Below are 17796 nucleotides of genomic sequence, written 5' to 3' on the forward strand. Positions count from 1 at the left end.
GGGAGCTTTCTTCCAACGCGCACACTCTGCTCTGGCAGAGCGCCGCGAAGCGCAGCACATCAGCGGCAAGGAGCCGCACGGTCTGCCCAGGGTCCTCGCTATTGGTGGCTTCCCGGTGGGCCTCGTCGCCCGCACTCACCAATCCGCGACGCGCGGCACCAGGGGCCAGCGCCAGCCCGGGGGGGCCTTGAACTTCTGCCACGCGCCCTCGGGTTGGGCGAGGCGGTCGGCGATCGTCAGCAGCACCACCGGGTTGTGGCCGATCCCCAGGTGACTGCTCTCGACCTCGATGTTTTCGGCCGTGTCGCCGGGATCCGAGACACAGCTCTGCCACGGAGCAATCCCGTCGGTGCGGCTGTAGATCGACGTCATCGGCACCGGAATCGGTTGGCGAAGCTGCTCGGTGAGCGCGGCGTCCTCGGGTCGCGGCGCACGCTGCCGCAAAACGGCGGGCACGTTGGTGGCATCGACGTCGCGGAACGGGCTGCCGAGCGTAATTACCTGACGGACCCCCTCGGGGAACCGGCGGGCCAGCTCGCGGGCGTATATGCCGCCGAGGCTCCAGCCGATCAGGCTCATCCGCCGGGCGTAACGCTGGAACAGCTCGGCGAAGCGCTCGCCGAGTTTGGCCACCAGTTCCGGGCTGGGCCCGTCGTTGCGCCCGAGTTTCCACCCGTGGGCGCCGTATCCGCGATCGCGCAAGAAGCCACGCAGAACGCGGGTCGAGAAATCGCCCGCCATGAATCCCGGCAAGACGAGCACCGGATGACCGTCACCGCGAGGTGCCCGCTTCAAGACCGGATAAGCCAGCGCCGCAGCGCCAAGCTCGAAAAGCGCCCGGCCTTCGAGAAGGAGCAGGCCGACACTCGGCCGCCGAATCACAGGAGGGTTGGCCATAAATCATATGGTGAACAACTGAGAGGGGAAGTCAAGGAAGGGATTGGGGCCGTCAGGCCCCCCCTCAATGGCTTTCCTCCCAGGGATCGAACGCGGGGTCCAGCGGCGGCAGGCGGCCCGCGTCTCCGATGACTTCGCCGCCGACCACGCGGCGCATCAGGTCGCTTTCGAGGACGGCCGAGGCGGCACTCACGCCGCCGTGCATCACGCCGCCAATGCCGTGACCGGAGGGGGCACTGGCCCCGCACAGGAAAAGGCCGGGAATCTCGGTGCTCGGGCCCAGACGTAGTGGGCCCATCTGGTCGACGGCGAACTCGATACCGTAGGAGGTGCCGCCGGTGGAGCGCGTGAACCGCTCCTGGGTCAGCGGCGTGGCCGTCTCCCGCCAGTGGATGTGCTCGCGGAGGTCCGGCACGATGCGCTCGCCGGCGGTGATGAGGCGTTCGGAAAGGTCCGCCTTGCGGCGGCGGTACTCTTCGTCCTGATGATACGCGTTGTCGCCGAGGTCGACCGGGCCAGTGCTGACGTTCCAGAACTCGTAACTCCGCGGCACGACGGTCATTATCTGCAGGTTGGTGTGCCCCTTCGGCGCCAGGCGCGGATTGGCCGGGTCCTTGAGGGAAGTGATCGTTACGTAAATGAAGTCCTCGTCGGGTATCTGCCCGGCATCGAGGGTGCGGTACACGGCCTCGATGTCGTAGCTGCCCCACATCATGTAGTTCGTGTTGGGCATCCCGCGCGCGACGAGATCGGTGTCCAAGCCGAGGTACACGACGAATATGGGGAGCGACATACGAAAGGCGTCGACGCGGGCAACGGTGTCCGGAGTGAAGTGCTTGGGACCGACGAGGCCGTGCACCGTGCGTTTGAGATCGGCGTTGGAAACGACGATCGGCGCGTCGATCTCGACGCCCGTGTTGCCGAGGGTTACCCCGGCGACGCGGCCGTTGGCGATGCGAATGCGCTCGACGGGGGCACGCATCCGCACCTCGCCGCCGTAGGCCCGGATCGCCTCGACGAGCCGGGCGGCGACGATCTGGCCGCCACCCTCGGGATAGAAGGCGCCCTGCATGTAGTGGTCGGTCAGGCCGGCGGCGAGGCCGACCGGGGTGCGCGAAGGCGGAACGGCATAGTCGCCCTGTTCGCCCAGGAGCACGGCCTGCGCGCGCTGCGACAGGCCGTGCTCGGCGAAGAGATCGGTTACCGGACGCGGGCCCCAGAGGAGGAAGTTGGGATGCGCGGTGGCGAGTTCGACCATGTCGACCTGGCGGCTCGACATGGCCCGGAAACCGTCGGCGACATCGCGGAAGATGTCGACGACAGCGGCCAGAGCCTGCGCCTCGTCGGGGAAAGTTTCGAGCAGGCGAGTGCGGTAGCGATCCCACCCGGCCGGCACCTTGAAGGTCAGATCCGGGAACAAGAGCGTCGTGTAGCCATCCGGATCGAGCGGCCTGAAGGCAATCCGCTCGTCGAGGCCGGCGCCACGCAGGATGCGGGCGATGGAGCCTTCCTTACCGCATTGGCCGATGTAGTGAACCCCGACGTCGAACTCGTACAGACCCGTCTTCAGCTTGCGGCGAAACGTCTGGGTATTGCCTCCGGCAACGTAGTGGCTCTCCAGGACGAGAGTACGCTTGCCGCTGGCGGTCAGATAGGCGGCGCAGGTCAGGCCGCCCAGGCCGGCGCCAACCACGATCGCGTCCCACTGCTCGCGTGCCGAATTGCTCATCGTGCTCTCCTTCCGGGACAAACGGCCCTTTCGTCCGTGCACCCTTCGCGACACTGCCGACAAGAGCGCAGGCACAAGGCCTGCCCCTACCGTTCGGATGACGCCGTGTGTTCAAGGTCCCGCGGACGAGTCTATCGGCGTTCCCTTCTGCGCGGAGCGCGGCGCCGCCGTGCCGCCTGGCGCATCGAGTACAATGCGAGGTTTACGTCGTCAATGGTTAGCAGAGGCTTCGCGTTCCCGGTGGTGTTTGCGGTGGCGAAGCCGTATCGTGCGGGGCGCCAGACGGGAGGAACATATGCAACTGCTCGATCGGTATCTACGTTATGCGGCGGCTTTCGAAACCGCATACGCCAGCGATGACTGGAACGTGCTCGACCCGTTGTTCACGGAAGACGCGGTGTACGAGACCATTGCGGCGCCGCCATTCGGCACCGTCTGCAACGGACTCGCGGCGATCAAAGCCTTCTTCACCCAGTCGGTGAACGGATTCGATCGGCGGTTCGATACCCGCAACGTCGAGATCGTCGAGGGCCCGACCGAGCGGGACGGTACGGTGTGGATCCGCTGGGCTGCGACCTATACGCGAGCCGGGCTGCCGGCATTGCGCATGGAGGGCGAGGAGACGGCGGTGTTTGCCGGGGACCGCATCGCTCGACTGGAAGACCGCATTCCCGAAGCGCAGGGCGAGACCGTGCTGCGGTACCTTGCGACCCACGGCGACGGCCTGAAGCCGCTGGCCTGACCCGCCGGCGACGGCGCGCCGGTCACCACCGGGGACGATTTTCCATGAGTCAACGGACCGCGTTCGAAGTCGTCGTCGTGGGAAGCGGGATAGCGGGTGCGTCGCTCGCCCACTTCCTCGCCGCGCGGGGTTGCAGCGACGTGCTGCTGCTCGAACGAGAGGCGCATCCCGGCTACCACTCCACCGGCCGCAGCGCCGCGGTTCTGGTCGAGTGGGACCCGGTGCCGGCGTTACAGGAACTGGTGCGGCTGGGCGGTCGGTTTCTGCGCAATCCGCCGGCGGGATTTGCGGACAACCCCCTTCTCGATCCGGCGGGTATTGTGGTCACGTTCGAGGAACCGGTGTGGAGTGCGGTGCGCGAGACCCTGCCGTGGCTCGCGGAGCGCGGCACCGCCGTGGTCGAGCTTTCCACGGCGGCAATTGTCGAGCGCATTCCGGTGTTGGCGCCCGAATGGGTGGCCGGCGGCGTGTTGCTTCCCGAGGACGGTCACATCGACGTACACGAGCTGCTGTGGAGCTACCTGCGGCATGCCGCCCGCGCCGGGGTCGAGCGCCGCTGCGGAGTCGAGGTCACGGGTGTGCAGGTCGAGCGTGGGCGCTGCCGCGGGGTCGTGACCGCCGCCGGCACGCTGGAGGCACAGTGGGTGGTCGACGCGGCCGGTGCGTGGGCAGAGACAGTGGCGCGGATGGCCGGCGCGACCCCGATCGCGTTGACGCCGCATCGCCGCACGGTTGTCACGTTCGCGGCCCCCGACGGTCTCGACGTGCGCCGATGGCCGCTGGTGTCGAACGAGACGCAGCGCCTCTATTTCAAGCCGGAATCGGGCGGTTTGATGGCGAGCCCGATGGACGAGGACCCGTTGCCGCCGTGCGATGCGCGGCCCGACGAGCTGGTCGTTGCCGAGACCGTAGCGCGGATCGAGAAGCTGGCCCCGCGCCTTGCCCCGCGCAGCCTGCGACGTACGTGGGCCGGTCTGCGCACGTTTGCACCGGACCGCGTACCGGTAGTCGGCAGGGACCCGCAGGTGGAAGGCTTCTTCTGGCTGGCGGGGCAAGGAGGCTGCGGTATCGAAACCAGCCCGATCCTCGGCCAGATCGCGGCCGACCTCATCGTCGAGGGCCGCACGGACCGATTCGACGCGGCGGTGCTCTCTCCGGCAAGGTTCGGGTAGGCGACGGGGCCCGCTCGGCGGGTCGCATCGATCCGTGCGGTCGCTTCTTTCACCCCCTGAAGATCTCGTAGGTTCTGGTCTTGCCGTCGCTGGCGCGCCGCAGCCGGACGCTGATCACGCCGTCGCTGTCGCACGAGTAGGTTTCGGCAACGGCCTCCCGGGCGAGGTCGTCGCAGGGACTGATGTCGGCGGCCGAAACCGCGCGTTCGACCGGAATCGACGGGTCGTAAGGGAAGAAGACATCGGACCAGTGGCGCACCCCGAGTACGGGCGTTCCTTGCCGATCGACGCTGGCGCATTCGAGGTAGCGCAGGTGACCGATGTTGTGCCGCGGGGTGTACTCGACGCTGAGTTCCACCGGCGGCTCGCCGCGGGCGGGCAAGCGCTGCCCGGCGGGAAAGATCGGCGCGAAGTACTCGCGCCGGCCGAAATCGGCAAGGCGAATGACTCCGAAGTGCCGTGACAGGATGTCGCGCAGCGTCAGGGTCTCGGCACTGAGAATGGCGGCTCCCATCGCCGTCGCCGTGAAGGGTTTGTCGGTCATGACCAGCCGAGATTGCGGGAAGCGGGCGGCCAGCAACAAGCGCACGAGCGGCAGCTTCGACGAGCCGCCCACCAGATAGAACGCATCGATCGATTCGGGATCCACCCCGGCGCATTGTGCCGGCGAACCGGTCGCCAGCGACCAGGCGGTCTCTATCGCGGGCGCGATCGTCGCGGTGAGGCGGTCGAAATAGAGCGACACCGGGATGGTGACGGGGCTGCCCGGGAGTCCGATGTCCCGTGGCGTCAGGGAAAGTGTACGAACCGTCCCCGAAGATATGCTTTCCTTTTGCTGGCACGCGTGCCGGACAAGCTGATCGCGTTGCAGCGGGGTCAGGCTATCGAGGCTAACGCCCAGGGCATCGGCAAACAGGCGTGCGAGGACGAGGTCGAGGTCGTCGCCGCCGAGCGTTTCGATGCCGGCCGTGTCGAGTACGTTGAAATCGGTGCCTTCGATGCGCACCAGCGAGGCGTCGAACGTGCCACCGCCGAAGTCGAAAACGATTACCGTGGCGTGCAGTTGGCGCGCTTGAGTGCGGTTGCCGAGGACGGCACGGTCGGCATACTCGATGGCCGCCGCCGTCGGCTCGTTGAGCGTGGCGACCACCTGGAAACCGGCATCGCGAAAGCATCCCCGGGTGACATATCGCTGTGCTCCGTTGGCATTGGCGGGCCAGGTAATGGCCGCCTCCAGGGTCTCGTCCTCGGCAAAGAGTCCGGAGCGCAGTATCGACGCCCGCAAAGCGGCCGCAAACCCACTGAGGACGACTGCCGTATCGAAGCCGCCGGGGTACACGGCCTCGCCACAGCGCCCGCCGCCCACGTAGTCGCGCAGCAAGCGCTTGATCGAGCGGATAATACTGTAGCGCCGTTCGCCGCCCGGTCGCGCCGTGCAGCGTTCCGCATCCGGTCCGTACAGGAACTCTCCCGTGTCATGGTCGAAGGCCAGCAGCGACGGAAACACGTCACGCACAACCTGGCCGATTGCCGTATCGGTGACGTGCGGAACGACCGGGTAACGGCCACGGTCGCTGCAGACGACTACCGTGTTCGTGGTGCCGAAGTCGATGCCGAGGCGCGCCATCGCTCAGCTCCGACTGACGGCAACAGCAGCCTTCGACAACACCCGGCCGCGTGCGGTGCGGTAGCCGGGCCTGACGGTCTCGACCACGAGCCCGTCGGGCACGCCGTTGCCGCGGCGTTCTTCGACAATGGCGTGAATGATGGGGTCGACGATGTCCATCGGTTCGGCGACGAACGGCAGGGCGCCGAGGCTCTGGAGCACCTGATCGAGCCGCTCGACGATGCGCCGGTTGTCGCCGTCGGCGTTGCCGGCTTCGCCGCGCACGTCGGCGAGGGTCTTCATGACCGACTCGAGGCGTTGCTCCACCAGTTCGCTCAGCAGGCGGCGCAGCGACGACACCGACGCCTCGATTTCGTCGTCGAGGGCCGGCGGGGCGAGCAGCCGGTCGAGCTGGCTTTTGAGATCGCTGACCGTTTCGAGGGTAGACGTGTGCTGTTGCTCGATGAGGCCACGGATCGTGGCGAGTTCCTTACGCAGTGCAGCCAAACGATCCTCCTCCGCCGGCGGCGGCAGGGGCGCCGGGGTGGCAACCGCCGGCGTGCCCAGGGGCACCGGCGGTTTCGTGACTGCTGCGGCGGCGGCTCGGGCGGCCGCGGCGAGGGTTTTCGGTGCCGCGGCCGGGGATGTCGGCGCGGCAGCGGCGGCGGCGGTCGTGGGTCGGACAGTGACGGTTTGAGCTGTGGTTTTCGCGGCGGCAGTGGGGCGGGCGGGCGGACGCGGCGCCGTTGCGGACGGCGTCGCCAAAACAGGCGCGGGTTTACGCGTGGTCTTCTTGACGGTCGGGGCAGCTTTCCGGGTGGTCACGGTTGCTTCTCTCCTTGGTTCGAACGCGATGTTGTGAGAACGAGCCTTTCCATTTGCCACGGATTCGGTTCCGCCGCCAGTGTCGCAGCGGTGTCGGGTTGAGGGCCACTCAAAGTCGCTGACGGAGCCTCGATACGCCGCCAGAAGAAGGCGGCTACTCGGCCCGAACGGATTCCAGGTTCCGTAATGCCTGAAAACCGTTCGCCCCACGGCGAACGACTTCGCCGTGGCCCTCGGTGTCGGGTGTTGCAGTTCGAGTCGAGCGCTCGGCGCCATTTGTAATTGCGCTTGACCGGCGCGCACCTCTGCTGCTATCTGCGAGGCACGCTTCGGACGTAAAACAGAACAAACGAGATCCGGCAAATCGGTGGAGGTTGTTGCGGCGCAGGCGGTTCTTGCTCGGCGGCTCGATCCCGTTTCGAGCCGGTGTGGTCGTGCGTCTGGCGGCCGCGAATTGCGGGAGATCCGGCCATGACCGCAGCGCGCGTAACCATGCGGCCAATCCCCGCCCCGCCACCGCTGGTGATTCGCGGGTTCTCGGTCACCCTGCCGGTCGCTCAGCTTGCCAGTCCTGACGTTCCCAGCATTGCCGAGGCGCTGACCGGGAAGGTCGCTCAGGCGGGCGACCTGTTCCGAGACGCGCCCATAGTCATAGATCTCAAGGAAGTCGGCGACGTCGACGTCGATCTCGGCGCGCTGGTGACGGCCTTTCGAGCCCACGGCATGCAGCCGGTCGCCGTTGGCAACGCCAGCGCTCGCCAGCAGGATGCGGCGCGCGGCGCCGGGCTCGCTATCCTGAGTGGCGGACGGACCAGCGGGCGCGACGCGGCACCCGCGCGGCCCGAGGCGCCGACGGAAGAGCCGGTGGCGCCGCGGCTGGTAACAAATCCGGTCCGGTCCGGCCAGCGTGTCTATGTCGCTCACGGCGACCTCGTCGTCATCGGTCAGGTCAACACCGGTTCGGAGGTGCTGGCTGCCGGCAACGTACACGTTTACGGGCCGTTGCACGGCCGCGCCGTGGCGGGTGTGCGCGGCGATACGACGGCGCGGATTCTGACCACCTGTTTCGCGGCGCAGTTGGTGGCAATCGCCGGCGTTTACCGGGCACTCGATGACGACGTGCCAGCGGAAGTGCGCGAGAAGCCGGCGCAGGTTTTTCTGGTGGGAGATCGGTTGGTCATCGAACCGTTAGCTGTCGGCGGCGAACACGTCCGCAAGACGGCGTGAGGGAGCGTGACGTGAGCAAGATCATCGTCGTCACATCTGGAAAGGGCGGCGTCGGGAAAACGACGACCAGTGCCAGCTTCGCAGCCGGCCTGGCCAAGCGCGGACACAAGACCGCCGTCCTCGACTTCGACATCGGGTTGCGCAACCTCGACCTGATAATGGGCTGCGAGCGGCGTGTTGTTTACGACTTCATCAACGTCATCAACGGCGACGCCAACCTCAATCAGGCCCTGATCCGCGACAAGCGGCTCGACAATCTGTACGTCCTGCCGGCCTCGCAGACGCGGGACAAGGACGCGCTGACGCTGGACGGCGTCGCCAAGGTCCTGCACGATCTGCAAAACGAGATCGGGTGCGAGTACGTCGTCTGCGACTCCCCCGCCGGCATCGAGAAAGGCGCCTTTCTGGCTCTGTATTTCGCCGACGAGGCGATCGTCGTCACCAATCCCGAGGTGTCGTCGGTGCGCGACGCGGACCGCATCCTGGGCATCCTTTCGTCCAAGTCGCGCCGGGCCGTCGAGGGGTTGGAGCCGGTCAAGGAACACCTGCTGATCGCACGCTACGATGCCCGGCGCGTCGTCGGCGGCGAGATGCTGAGTCTCGAAGACGTCAAAGGCATTCTCGGCATACCCATTCTCGGGGTAATTCCGGAGAGTCCCAACGTGCTGAATTCCTCGAACATCGGAACCCCGATAATTCTCGACGGCGGCGACCCGGCCGCCCTGGCCTATCGCGACGTCGTTGCCCGCTATCTCGGCGAGGACGTTCCGTTGCGGTTTCTCGACCCGGAGAAGAAGGGCCTGCTCCGGCGGCTATTTGGGAGCTGATCGATGGCGCTGATCGACTTTTTCTTCCGCCGCAAGCCGCAAACGGCGGCCGTCGCCCGCGAACGGCTGCAGATCATTCTCGCCCACGAGCGGGCAACCCGGCATGCACCGGAGTTCCTCCCGGCGCTGCAGCAGGAGATTCTCAAGGTCGTCGAGAAATACTTCCCGATCGATCCTGAAACCGTAAAACTGCACGTCGAACGGCACGCGACGTTCGCCAAACTGGAACTCAATATCGCACTACCGGCGGAGAGCGCTCCGGCGGCCTCTTGAATCGACACATCACCCCGCCGGCGGCGCCGGCGGAAGCGCGGTCGCCGCTGAGAGCGGGTCGGAAGACGCCTCGGCGCGCGTCGCGGCGGCCTCCCGGAACCGTCCGATACGCGGCCTGAAAAAGCCGACGCCGGCGCTTTGCCGCGACGCTTTACCCGGCCACTTCCAACGCCACCACCGTGGCCAGCGGATCGATGTCCGCTTCGGGGATGCGTATCGTCACCTCGCCGACGGGGTCGGGGTTGAGCAGCGTGTCGACCAGGGGGGCGCGAGTGATCCATGTCACCGCGTGTCCGGTGCCGAGCACCGTCGCGCCGCGGATGCGTCTCACCGGCATTCCGCGCACGGTGACCGTCTCGTACGGGCGCATGAGGCAGTGCAGGTAGATGCGGCCGTCGCGGCGGGTAGTCGGGCCGTAGAACTGCCACGGCTCGAGCCCGGGGACGGTGCCGACGATGCTCTCCCCGTGCCGCGCCATCCAATCCGCAACGCCGTCGAGCCGTTCGATCTGCTCCGGCGGCAAGTCACCGTCCCCCGTTGGACCGACGTTCAGCAGCAGGTTTCCGCCCCGGCCGGCGACTTCGCAAAGCGTGTGCACGAGGGCACGGACCGACTTGTAAGCGGTGTCGCCGGGGTTGTACGCCCAGCTCTCGTTCAAGGTGAGGCACGTCTCCCACGCCGAGCCGGGCGGCTGTGCGGGTACGAACTGCTCGGGCGTTTCGAAGTCGCCACATCCGGGCAGGCGATCGTTGATGAGGATGTCGGGCTGCAAGGACTTGACGAGGGCACGCAACGCCGCCGGCCGCCAGCGCTCGAACGGGATGCGTTCCCACTGACCGTCAAACCAGATGACGTCGAGGCGTCCGTAGTTCGTCAGCAGCTCCCGCACCTGGCCGAACACGTAGGCGAGGTACCGCTCCCACTGCTCGGGACTCGGCTGCGGCAGCCGCATGAAATCGTAGGGCAGGTCTGCGGCGGTGAAGGCCGGATAGTCGGGGTGGTGCCAGTCGCTCAGCGAATAGTACACGCCGACACGCAGCCCCTCGGCGCGGAAGGCGTCCAGGATCGGGCGCACCAGGTCGCGTCCCGCCGCCCCCCGCACCGCCGAAAAGGTCGTCCACTGCGAATCGAACAGCGAAAAGCCGTCATGGTGCCGCGTCGTGAGCACTGCGTACTGCATGCCCGTTCGCCGCGCCAGACGTGCCCACGCCGCCGGCTCGAAGCGCCGTGGCGCAAAGGCGCCGGCGCAGGCGTAGTAGTCCTCGATCGCCACGCGCTGACATGCCGGGAGCATCGGATTGCCGCCGACCAACGGCCAGGACAGCTCCCAGCCGCGCACGCTGCCGATGCCCCAGTGCACGAACAGTCCGAAGCGGGCCGCATCGAACCACGTACCGGTTCCTTCGTTCGCCATAGTGTCGCCCTCGCGCTCCCTGCCGTCGCCGGATGGTCCGGCGGGCAGTACTATGTCTCGGGCCCGGGCGGAAAGGGGCACGCGCAACGGAACGGGCACAGGTGCAAGCGGGTTACACGCCTATCTCCGCGAGTAACCGCCTCACTTCCGCGAGCAGATGTGGGACCTTGTTCCGGATGACGTCCCACCGAGTGGGGTTGTCGATCGCGAAGTAACTGTGGGCAAGGATATCACGCAGTCCAGCAACACGTTGCCAGTCGATGCTCGGAGCCTGGGCGCGTACGCTTGCGGGAAGTCCCTTCACCGCCTCGCCGATGGTCTCGAGATTGCGGACGACCGCGTCGTACAAGACCTCGTCCGCCACGAATTGCTCGTAACCTCTTCCCTGCGTGCGACGCTCCACCCTGGCGGCAGCTTCCTCGATGCCCTGAAGGAACAGCCGCCAGCTACGCGACACGAATTGCCTCTTCCTGCACGACCATCATGGCGTCCGGTTTGAGTGCCGTCCGCATCACGAGGTCGACCCGCCGAGCGAGCAGCTCCTCGAGCCGAAACTTCAGATCCATGTAGCCATCGAAGCCGGGTGGCTGGCTGAACTCGACGAGCAGGTCGACGTCGCTGGCGCCGTCAGCTTCGTCCCTGGCCACTGAGCCGACGACTGAAAGCGACAGGACCCCGTAGTCGCGACGCAGCTCATCGCCGTGCTCGCCCAAGACACGCAGCACTTCCGCACGCTTCATGGCCGCATTGTAGCAAGGTCCGCGAACGCAACGCGACCGGATCTCGTCCTTCCTGGGATCAACTCGATTTGCACCCGCGAAATGGATCTCGGGTCGGCACCATCATGTTGGCTCTCGCGGTCCATGTGGCTCCCGTGGGGGCTCTCGTCATTTCACTGTCCATACAGGATTCTCGGTTTCAGCGTCACTGTGGCGCATGGCCTGCGTAAGCGGTGCCTCGATTCGCCTTCCGATCGCCCGTCGACCCGGGGCACGTGCGTCGGCTCGCCGAACGCCGGGGCGGCAAAGAGGAGCAGTGCCTCACCGTTGGGATCGGCAGCGTTCACCCCGGGGGCCTCGGCACCTCCCGGGCTACTCACGCCTCCGAAGGCGATGTCTGCGTCGGGCGCGTTGCGGTGCGGCGTTTGTACATGGTGGAGAAGAAATCGCCGGCGTCGCGCAACATGCGTTTGCGCTCGTCGCTGCTGCGGGCCATCTTCCCGAGCGCCTTCACGAAATACTTGGGGCGGAAATAGAACTTGCGGTAGAAGCGCTCGACCGCGGCAAAGATCTGCTCGGCAGGCAGATCGGGATAACTGACCGTACAGCGCTGATACCCGGCCTCGTCGTTGTAGACCTCCTCGACCAGAAAGCCGTGCTCGCGCACGTATTCGTGGAAGTGGGTGCCCGGATAGGGCGAGGCCAGCGACACCTGCACGGTCTCCGGATCCATCTGTCGCGCAAAGCGAATGGTTTCCTCGATCGTCGCCCGCGTCTCGCCCGGAAGGCCGAGGATGAACGTGCCGTGAACCAGGATGCCCAGATCGTGACAGTCGCGCGTGAATCGCCGGGCGCGCTCTATCGGTACGCCCTTGCGGATATTCTTGAGGATCTGCTCGTTTCCCGACTCGTAGCCGACCACCAGCAGCCGCAACCCGCCGTCCTTCATGGCCTGCAGCGTCTCGCGATCGACGTTGGCCCGCGCGTTCGTCGACCAGCACACGCCGAGCGGACGCAGCATCTCCGCGATGCGCCGTGCCCGGGCAGGGTCGGCCGTGAAGGTGTCGTCGTCGAAGAAGATCTCTCGCATGTGCGGGAACAGACCGCGCATCGATCGAACTTCCGCCAGCACGTTCTCCGCACTACGGGCCCGGTACGCATGTCCCGTGGTCACCTGCGGCCAGAGGCAGAAGGTGCAACGCGCCGGACAGCCGCGTCCCGTGTACAGGGACACGTACGGGTAGCGGCAGTACGGGCTGTTGTACTTCAGGTAATCGAGGTCACGATGGTAAATCGGCGTTACGAAGGGCAGGGCGTCGAGCTGGGCCGGAGTCAGCGGCGGGGGCTCGGGGTTGTGGACGATGACGCCGTTTCGCCGGTAGCTGATCCCCGGGATGGTCGCCCAACCACGCCCGGTGGCGAGATCGCGGACCGGGTAGTCGAACTCCTTGCGTACGACGACATCTACTGCCCGCGCGGCACGCAAGGTTTCTTCGGGGCGTGCCGAAACATGGCCGCCGACAAGTCCGATCGTGCAGCGGGGATTGGCGTCCTTGATCAGTTCCGCCGTGCGCACGTCGAGCCGGAACGACGGCGTACTCGTGTGCATGACGACGAAGTCGTAGGTCCGTGCCACGTCGACGACTTGCGACTGACTCAGGCCTTCGGGCGGAGCGTCGAGCACCCGGCTATCGGGAATCATCCCGGCCGGGTAGCAAAGCCAGGTCGGATACCAGAACGACCACACCTCGCGCGTGGCCTGGTATCGCGAGCCTGCACCGCCGTCGAAGTCGTCATACGAGGGCGGATTTAGCAGCAACGTCTTCATCGCCCGTTCCGGAGAAAATCGTAGAGCCGCAACGCTATCCAACCCGACCGATTAGAGTCAAGGCACAATTCTGGTCTCGGCCTTGCCCGCCGGCGCCGCGACGAAATCCGCGACCAGCTCGGCGACCAGATCGCGCTCCACGTCCACGCTAATGACGTGATAGCTCCGGGTCAGGATGCGCGACCGCAAGGGTCCACCCAGACCGCGCTCGAGCAGCTCGACGTTCGTTACCGGACAGGTGTGGTCTTGAAGCGCGTGGATGGCCAGGACGGGCTGACGCACCATGGGAAGCCGCCGGCGCACGCGTCGCTGCAGCCCCAACAGCTCCACCACGGCCGGCAGGGGGATGCGGCGGTAGCTCGGGCTCTCGGCGCGCGCCCGTGGGTCCGCAATATCGCTTACGCCCTTGCCGACGTAGCGGCGGCGTTCGGGCAACAGCGGCACGACGTAAGGCAGAATCCGACCTCCGAAGCGGATCAGCGGATGCGACAACACGAGAGCCGGAGACAGCACGGCGACCGCCGCGACAACGTCGCGATGCTGCACCGCCAGTTCCAGCGCCAGCAGGGCGCCCATCGACTGACCGACTACCACCAACCGGCTCGCGTGTGACCGCAGGGCCTGCAGACCGTCCTGTGCCGACGCGTACCAGTCTGTCCATCGCGTCGCGGCGAGGTCCTCGACCCGGGTACAGTGGCCAGCCAGTCGGATGCCGCTGACCGTGTGGCCGCGGGCCGCGAGAGCGCGGCCGAGAAATCGCATCTCGTGCGGAGTGCCCGTGAAGCCGTGCAGCAGCAGACACCCCTTGCCGCCGCCGGGGAAGAAGAACGATTGCGTGTCGACTGCCGTACCGGGCGGCGATGGTGCGGCGGCGGTCACAAGCCGTTGGTCGGAAGGCCGGAGTCGGCGACCCGGGTCATGAACGTTTCGTCCACGGTCACCGCCGCCCCCGCCTTCAACTTATCGAGAAACTGCTGCAACGCCTGATTCTTACGCTGCGATTCCGCCGATTCGATCAGCGAACTCTTTTCGGCGGCGAACTTGGCGTCGTCGGCGGTCTTGCGCTCCTTCAGCATGGCCACGATCGTCGCATTGCCGACGGCATATTCCCCGGGCGCCACCGGGTTCTCGGGGGTCAGGGTGAACGCGATCTTCTTCAGCTCCGGGGCGGTCCCGAGGCTCGCCACCAGGGGTCCGCGGCGCGAGAACAAACCGGTGTCCGCGACGGCGCGCCCGAAGTCCCGCGCCACGGCGTCGATGTTCTTGCTCTGTTGGAGTGCGGTGCGCGCGGCCGCCGCTTTCTCCCTGGCGGTCGCAACGGCCCGGGCGCCCTTCGCGGCGTGAGTCACGCGCGGGCGGATCTCGTTTAGGGGCGGCACCCGCGGCTCCAGGCGCTCGGTTTCGCGGAAGACCACGAATCCTTTGGGTATGCTCACCAGTGGGCCGACGGACCCGGGCGAAGTCGCGAAGGCAGCGTTGGCCAGTTCGCTGGCCCGGCCGAGACCTTCTATGGGCTCGGCGATGCCGAACGGTGGCGGCGTTTGCACCGTCAGACCTGCCGCTTCGGCGACGGTCGCCAGCGCCGTGCCGCCAACCACCTTCTCGCGGTCGGCTTCGGCCTGCGAGCGCGCCAGATTGCGGGCCTTTTCGTCGGTCAGCGTGGCTACGATCTCGGCGCGGACCTCGTCGAGCGGTCTGGTGCGTGCGTCCTGCCGGCTGTCCACCTTGACGATGTGCAACCCGAACTGCGTCTCGACGACGTCGCTGATTTGCCCGGGCTGGAGGGCGAACGCGGCATCCTCGAACGGCTTAACCATCTGCCCACGCCCGATCGCACCGAGGTCCCCGCCCTGCGGAGCCGTGGAGTCCCCCGAATGCTGCTTGGCCAGCTCGGCGAAGTCGTCTCCGGCGCGGGCCTTGCCGAGCACTTCTTCGGCCTTCTTGCGCGCCTCGGCCCGCGCCTCGTCGGTCGCGTCGGGGGGGAGACTGAAGAGAATATGGCGGGCGCGCACCTGCTCCTGAGTGGTGAACTTAGCGCGGTTGGCTTCGTAGTACTGTTGGACGTCGGCGTCACTGACGGCCGCCTTGCCGGCGAACGCTTGCGGCGCGTACAGCACATATTCGATCTTCGCCCGTTCCGGATCGCGGAACTCCTCGGTGTGTTCGTCGTAGTACTTCTGAAGGTCCGTATCGCCGAGCGCGATCCCGTCGAGGTAATCGCCGGGCTCGAATTTCACCACGCGCAGATCCACCTGGTCGTTGTCGAAGTCGAATTGCTCGCGGACCTCGTCTTCGCTGACGTTGACGCCGGCAACAACCAGATCCTGCAACTTGCGAACGAGCAGCTCCTCGCGCTGCGCGTCCTCGAATTCGGCGGGATTGAAGTTGTTCGCACGCAGGACGCGCACGTAGAGATCCTTGTCGAAGACTCCCCACTCGTTCTGGAACGCCGGCATTGCCGCGATCGCCTTGCGCAGTTCGTCCTCGCTCGTCCGCAACCCGAGACGCTCCGCTTCCTGCCGTAGCAAATTGGCCTGCACGAGCTGGTCGAGGGCGCGGCGCTTGAGATCGAGCATCTTCAGAAGTTCCGGGTTCAGCTTGTCCTTGTAAGCGTCGCGATAAGCCCGGACCATGTTGTTGTACGTTCGGTAATAGGTGACCGGTTGAATGGGCTCACCGTTCACGGTGGCGACGGCCTGAGCCGGGCGGTCCTGGAACGACCCCGCAAAGCCCCAGAAGATGAACACCAGGACGATGACCAGGAACATGGCCTTGACCCAGGTCGAGGCCGCGTTACGCCGCATGAACTTCAGCACGGGAACCCCCTGACAATCGGGATCGACGGAACCTAATCGACGCGGTGCGCGAAATCAATTGCAGGCCGCACCGTGCGGGGGTCTGCCCCGGGCCATGCCGACAGCGCCGCCGAGGGGTCAGTGCAGAAGTCCGCCGGCACGACCGGGCGCGGAGCGCCGCACAGGGGGTCGACGGGCTTGCCCCCTGCCGTCTTCTCCACCAGCGCTTCGTCCGCCCATGCCGACTCGCTGAAGCAGTGCGTGAGCTTCGCGCCGACGTCGGCGTACTTCTTGTTCCCGACGAAGGTGGCCGGCATCGTGAATGCGAACCCGAGACAACCCCCGGCCGGGCAATCGGACAGCGACAGCTCGCCCGCCGCGGTCGACGTCGTCCCGCTCGTGTAGGTCGCCCAGTCCTGACAGATCACGTCGAGCGGCACCTTCCCCGTCGCATCGGGCCGGCCCATCGACTGCACGTCGACCGGCAGGAAATCGCTCTGTCGAATGCACTTGCCGGGGTCCGCCGTACACGGCTGGCACCTGGTGCCGTCGAAATAACAGAGGTCGCGCGGCATACAGCGCTCGTAATCGGCCTTCGATGCCACCTTGAAGTCAGCGGCCAGCGGGCGCTGATCGAGCACCAGGGTCAGTACGCCGTCGACCACCGCCGGCACCGGCATCCCGGCGCACCATCCCGTTCCCGCGGTCGGATCGCAGGCGTCGGTGACGGCAGCACGGAAGTCGTCCGCCTCGCTTCCGGGGCCGCTGGTAGTGGCGTGCACGTGCGGGTCGACGCGCACATACCGTCCCCTGACTGCCGCGAGTCCGTCGACGCCGTCGCCGACGTGCAGCGCGTAGCTCGTGCGCGCATCGTTGCGTGCGAACAGGTTGTAGAGCACGTAACTCTCGTTGGCGAGGAAGGTCGCCGGCTGCATTTGCGCGGTTCGCGCCGTCACGCAGTCGATCGGCTGGTTTGCTGGCGGCGTTGGCGCCGGTGTGCCCGTCGGGGTCGGACCCGGCGTCAGCGGCGATCCGGTGCTCGTATCGATGAAGTGCATCGCTCCGGCCTGCCCCTGCAGGCCGGGCGGTTCGGTCTGGGTCAGGTATGGCGCCTCGTGCACGTTGGGACCGACCATGAAGGCCCCCCGCGTACACCCGTAAAGCGTGGGATTGCTTTCGCTGCAAATCTGCCCGCAGGTTTCCGGGTCTTCGGCCAGCTCCCACTGCCGATAGATCGCTACCATCGGCGTCGGCGGCCATTTCGTCGGCTCTATGTAAGTGTTTCCGGCATCGGCGCTCGCCTTCAGCGGCGCCAGCAGCGTCGTTACGAACGAGTACGGCGATGTCTGCACGCCGAAGGACAGGCACTCGTCGGTCTGCGCCGGCGCATCGAAGAAGGCGTTGCGGCTCAGCGACATCGTCGGCCCGCCGGTGACCCCCGATACGGTTCCCGACGCCCCGGTCAGGCTGGCATCGAGGTCGATGAGAATCGTCGAGAAGTCGATCGGTGTTGTCGGCAGCAGGTTCAACGACGCCGGGTAGGTGCCCGGCCCGCCGTTGAGGGCCAGCATGCTGCCCTGAATGTAGTTCCTGGTCCGATCGATGACGTTGTGCCGGCAGTCGCCCGGCAGCATCGTCGGGGCCGTGAAGCCGTTGGCCGTGCCCGAGCCACTAGTTCGCGAGTTCGTCGCATGGTGCGAAGAATTTCGGAATGCGGATTTCGGATTGCGGACGACGGATTC

At 66.6% G+C, this 17796-nt stretch carries 16 protein-coding genes; 5 read left to right on the forward strand and 11 right to left on the reverse strand.

Translation table 11 applies throughout. The annotated features are described in order from the left end of the window. Positions 1 to 135 precede the first annotated feature (135 nt). Together L6Q96_19550 and L6Q96_19555 are read right to left on the reverse strand one after the other, a co-directional pair. Positions 136 to 897 (reverse strand): alpha/beta hydrolase, encoded by a 762-nt coding sequence (locus L6Q96_19550; protein ID MCK6556750.1) that lies wholly within the window; start codon positions 895 to 897, stop codon positions 136 to 138. A gap of 64 nt (positions 898 to 961) precedes the next feature. After that, positions 962 to 2626, reverse strand: coding sequence for an NAD(P)/FAD-dependent oxidoreductase (locus tag L6Q96_19555; protein MCK6556751.1), 1665 nt, complete (start codon positions 2624 to 2626; stop codon positions 962 to 964). Between the two features lie 295 nt (positions 2627 to 2921). On the opposite strand from L6Q96_19555, the gene L6Q96_19560 reads away from it, so the two are divergent. Together L6Q96_19560 and L6Q96_19565 are read left to right on the forward strand one after the other, a co-directional pair. After that, on the forward strand, positions 2922 to 3368 hold the full coding sequence (locus L6Q96_19560) for a nuclear transport factor 2 family protein (GenBank protein ID MCK6556752.1): 447 nt from the start codon (positions 2922 to 2924) through the stop codon (positions 3366 to 3368). Positions 3369 to 3412: 44 nt separating this feature from the next. Next, positions 3413 to 4540 carry an FAD-binding oxidoreductase gene (locus L6Q96_19565; GenBank protein ID MCK6556753.1) on the forward strand — a complete coding sequence of 376 codons (1128 nt, stop codon included), beginning with the start codon at positions 3413 to 3415 and terminating at the stop codon, positions 4538 to 4540. A gap of 49 nt (positions 4541 to 4589) precedes the next feature. Here L6Q96_19565 and L6Q96_19570 read toward each other — a convergent pair whose 3' ends face one another. Both L6Q96_19570 and grpE read right to left on the reverse strand, forming a co-directional pair. Continuing rightward, positions 4590 to 6167, reverse strand: a complete 1578-nt coding sequence (locus tag L6Q96_19570; GenBank protein MCK6556754.1) for an Hsp70 family protein — start codon at positions 6165 to 6167, stop codon at positions 4590 to 4592. A gap of 3 nt (positions 6168 to 6170) precedes the next feature. Beyond that, entirely contained in the window at positions 6171 to 6971 is an 801-nt protein-coding gene (gene grpE / locus L6Q96_19575; protein MCK6556755.1) for a nucleotide exchange factor GrpE, read from the reverse strand. 471 nt (positions 6972 to 7442) lie between these two features. Here grpE and minC point away from each other — a divergent pair, with 471 nt between their 5' ends. From minC to minE, 3 genes are read left to right on the forward strand one after another with little or no spacing between them, the layout of a single operon-like run. Then, positions 7443 to 8198, forward strand: a complete 756-nt coding sequence (gene minC, locus L6Q96_19580) for a septum site-determining protein MinC (protein ID MCK6556756.1) — start codon at positions 7443 to 7445, stop codon at positions 8196 to 8198. An 11-nt stretch (positions 8199 to 8209) separates the two neighbouring features. Next, positions 8210 to 9025: a septum site-determining protein MinD gene (gene minD / locus L6Q96_19585; GenBank protein ID MCK6556757.1), complete on the forward strand. Its 816-nt coding sequence runs from the start codon at positions 8210 to 8212 to the stop codon at positions 9023 to 9025. Between the two features lie 3 nt (positions 9026 to 9028). Beyond that, positions 9029 to 9298 (forward strand): cell division topological specificity factor MinE, encoded by a 270-nt coding sequence (gene minE / locus L6Q96_19590; GenBank protein ID MCK6556758.1) that lies wholly within the window; start codon positions 9029 to 9031, stop codon positions 9296 to 9298. Positions 9299 to 9449: 151 nt separating this feature from the next. Here minE and L6Q96_19595 read toward each other — a convergent pair whose 3' ends face one another. From L6Q96_19595 to L6Q96_19625, 7 genes are all read right to left on the reverse strand, one after another. Then, positions 9450 to 10712 (reverse strand): alpha-L-fucosidase, encoded by a 1263-nt coding sequence (locus tag L6Q96_19595; protein MCK6556759.1) that lies wholly within the window; start codon positions 10710 to 10712, stop codon positions 9450 to 9452. 112 nt (positions 10713 to 10824) lie between these two features. Continuing rightward, positions 10825 to 11169 carry a DUF86 domain-containing protein gene (locus tag L6Q96_19600; protein ID MCK6556760.1) on the reverse strand — a complete coding sequence of 115 codons (345 nt, stop codon included), beginning with the start codon at positions 11167 to 11169 and terminating at the stop codon, positions 10825 to 10827. After that, positions 11159 to 11452 (reverse strand): nucleotidyltransferase family protein, encoded by a 294-nt coding sequence (locus L6Q96_19605; protein MCK6556761.1) that lies wholly within the window; start codon positions 11450 to 11452, stop codon positions 11159 to 11161. Before L6Q96_19605 ends, L6Q96_19600 begins: the two co-directional genes overlap by 11 nt. Positions 11453 to 11807: 355 nt before the next feature. Next, the gene (gene hpnJ, locus L6Q96_19610) at positions 11808 to 13259 is read right to left on the reverse strand and encodes a hopanoid biosynthesis associated radical SAM protein HpnJ (protein MCK6556762.1); all 1452 of its coding nucleotides are present in this window, start codon (positions 13257 to 13259) and stop codon (positions 11808 to 11810) included. Positions 13260 to 13316: 57 nt separating this feature from the next. Continuing rightward, complete coding sequence (locus tag L6Q96_19615) at positions 13317 to 14138, reverse strand: alpha/beta fold hydrolase (GenBank protein ID MCK6556763.1); 822 nt, start codon at positions 14136 to 14138, stop codon at positions 13317 to 13319. Then, positions 14135 to 16075 (reverse strand): SurA N-terminal domain-containing protein, encoded by a 1941-nt coding sequence (locus L6Q96_19620; protein ID MCK6556764.1) that lies wholly within the window; start codon positions 16073 to 16075, stop codon positions 14135 to 14137. The genes L6Q96_19615 and L6Q96_19620 overlap by 4 nt, the downstream gene beginning before the upstream one ends. Before the next feature lie 32 nt (positions 16076 to 16107). Beyond that, positions 16108 to 17796 (reverse strand): hypothetical protein (locus L6Q96_19625; GenBank protein ID MCK6556765.1); only part of this gene is annotated, 1689 nt, incomplete at its 5' end.

This window comes from Candidatus Binatia bacterium, from assembly GCA_023150935.1.
Taxonomy (GTDB): domain Bacteria; phylum Desulfobacterota; class Binatia; order HRBIN30; family HRBIN30; genus JAKLJW01.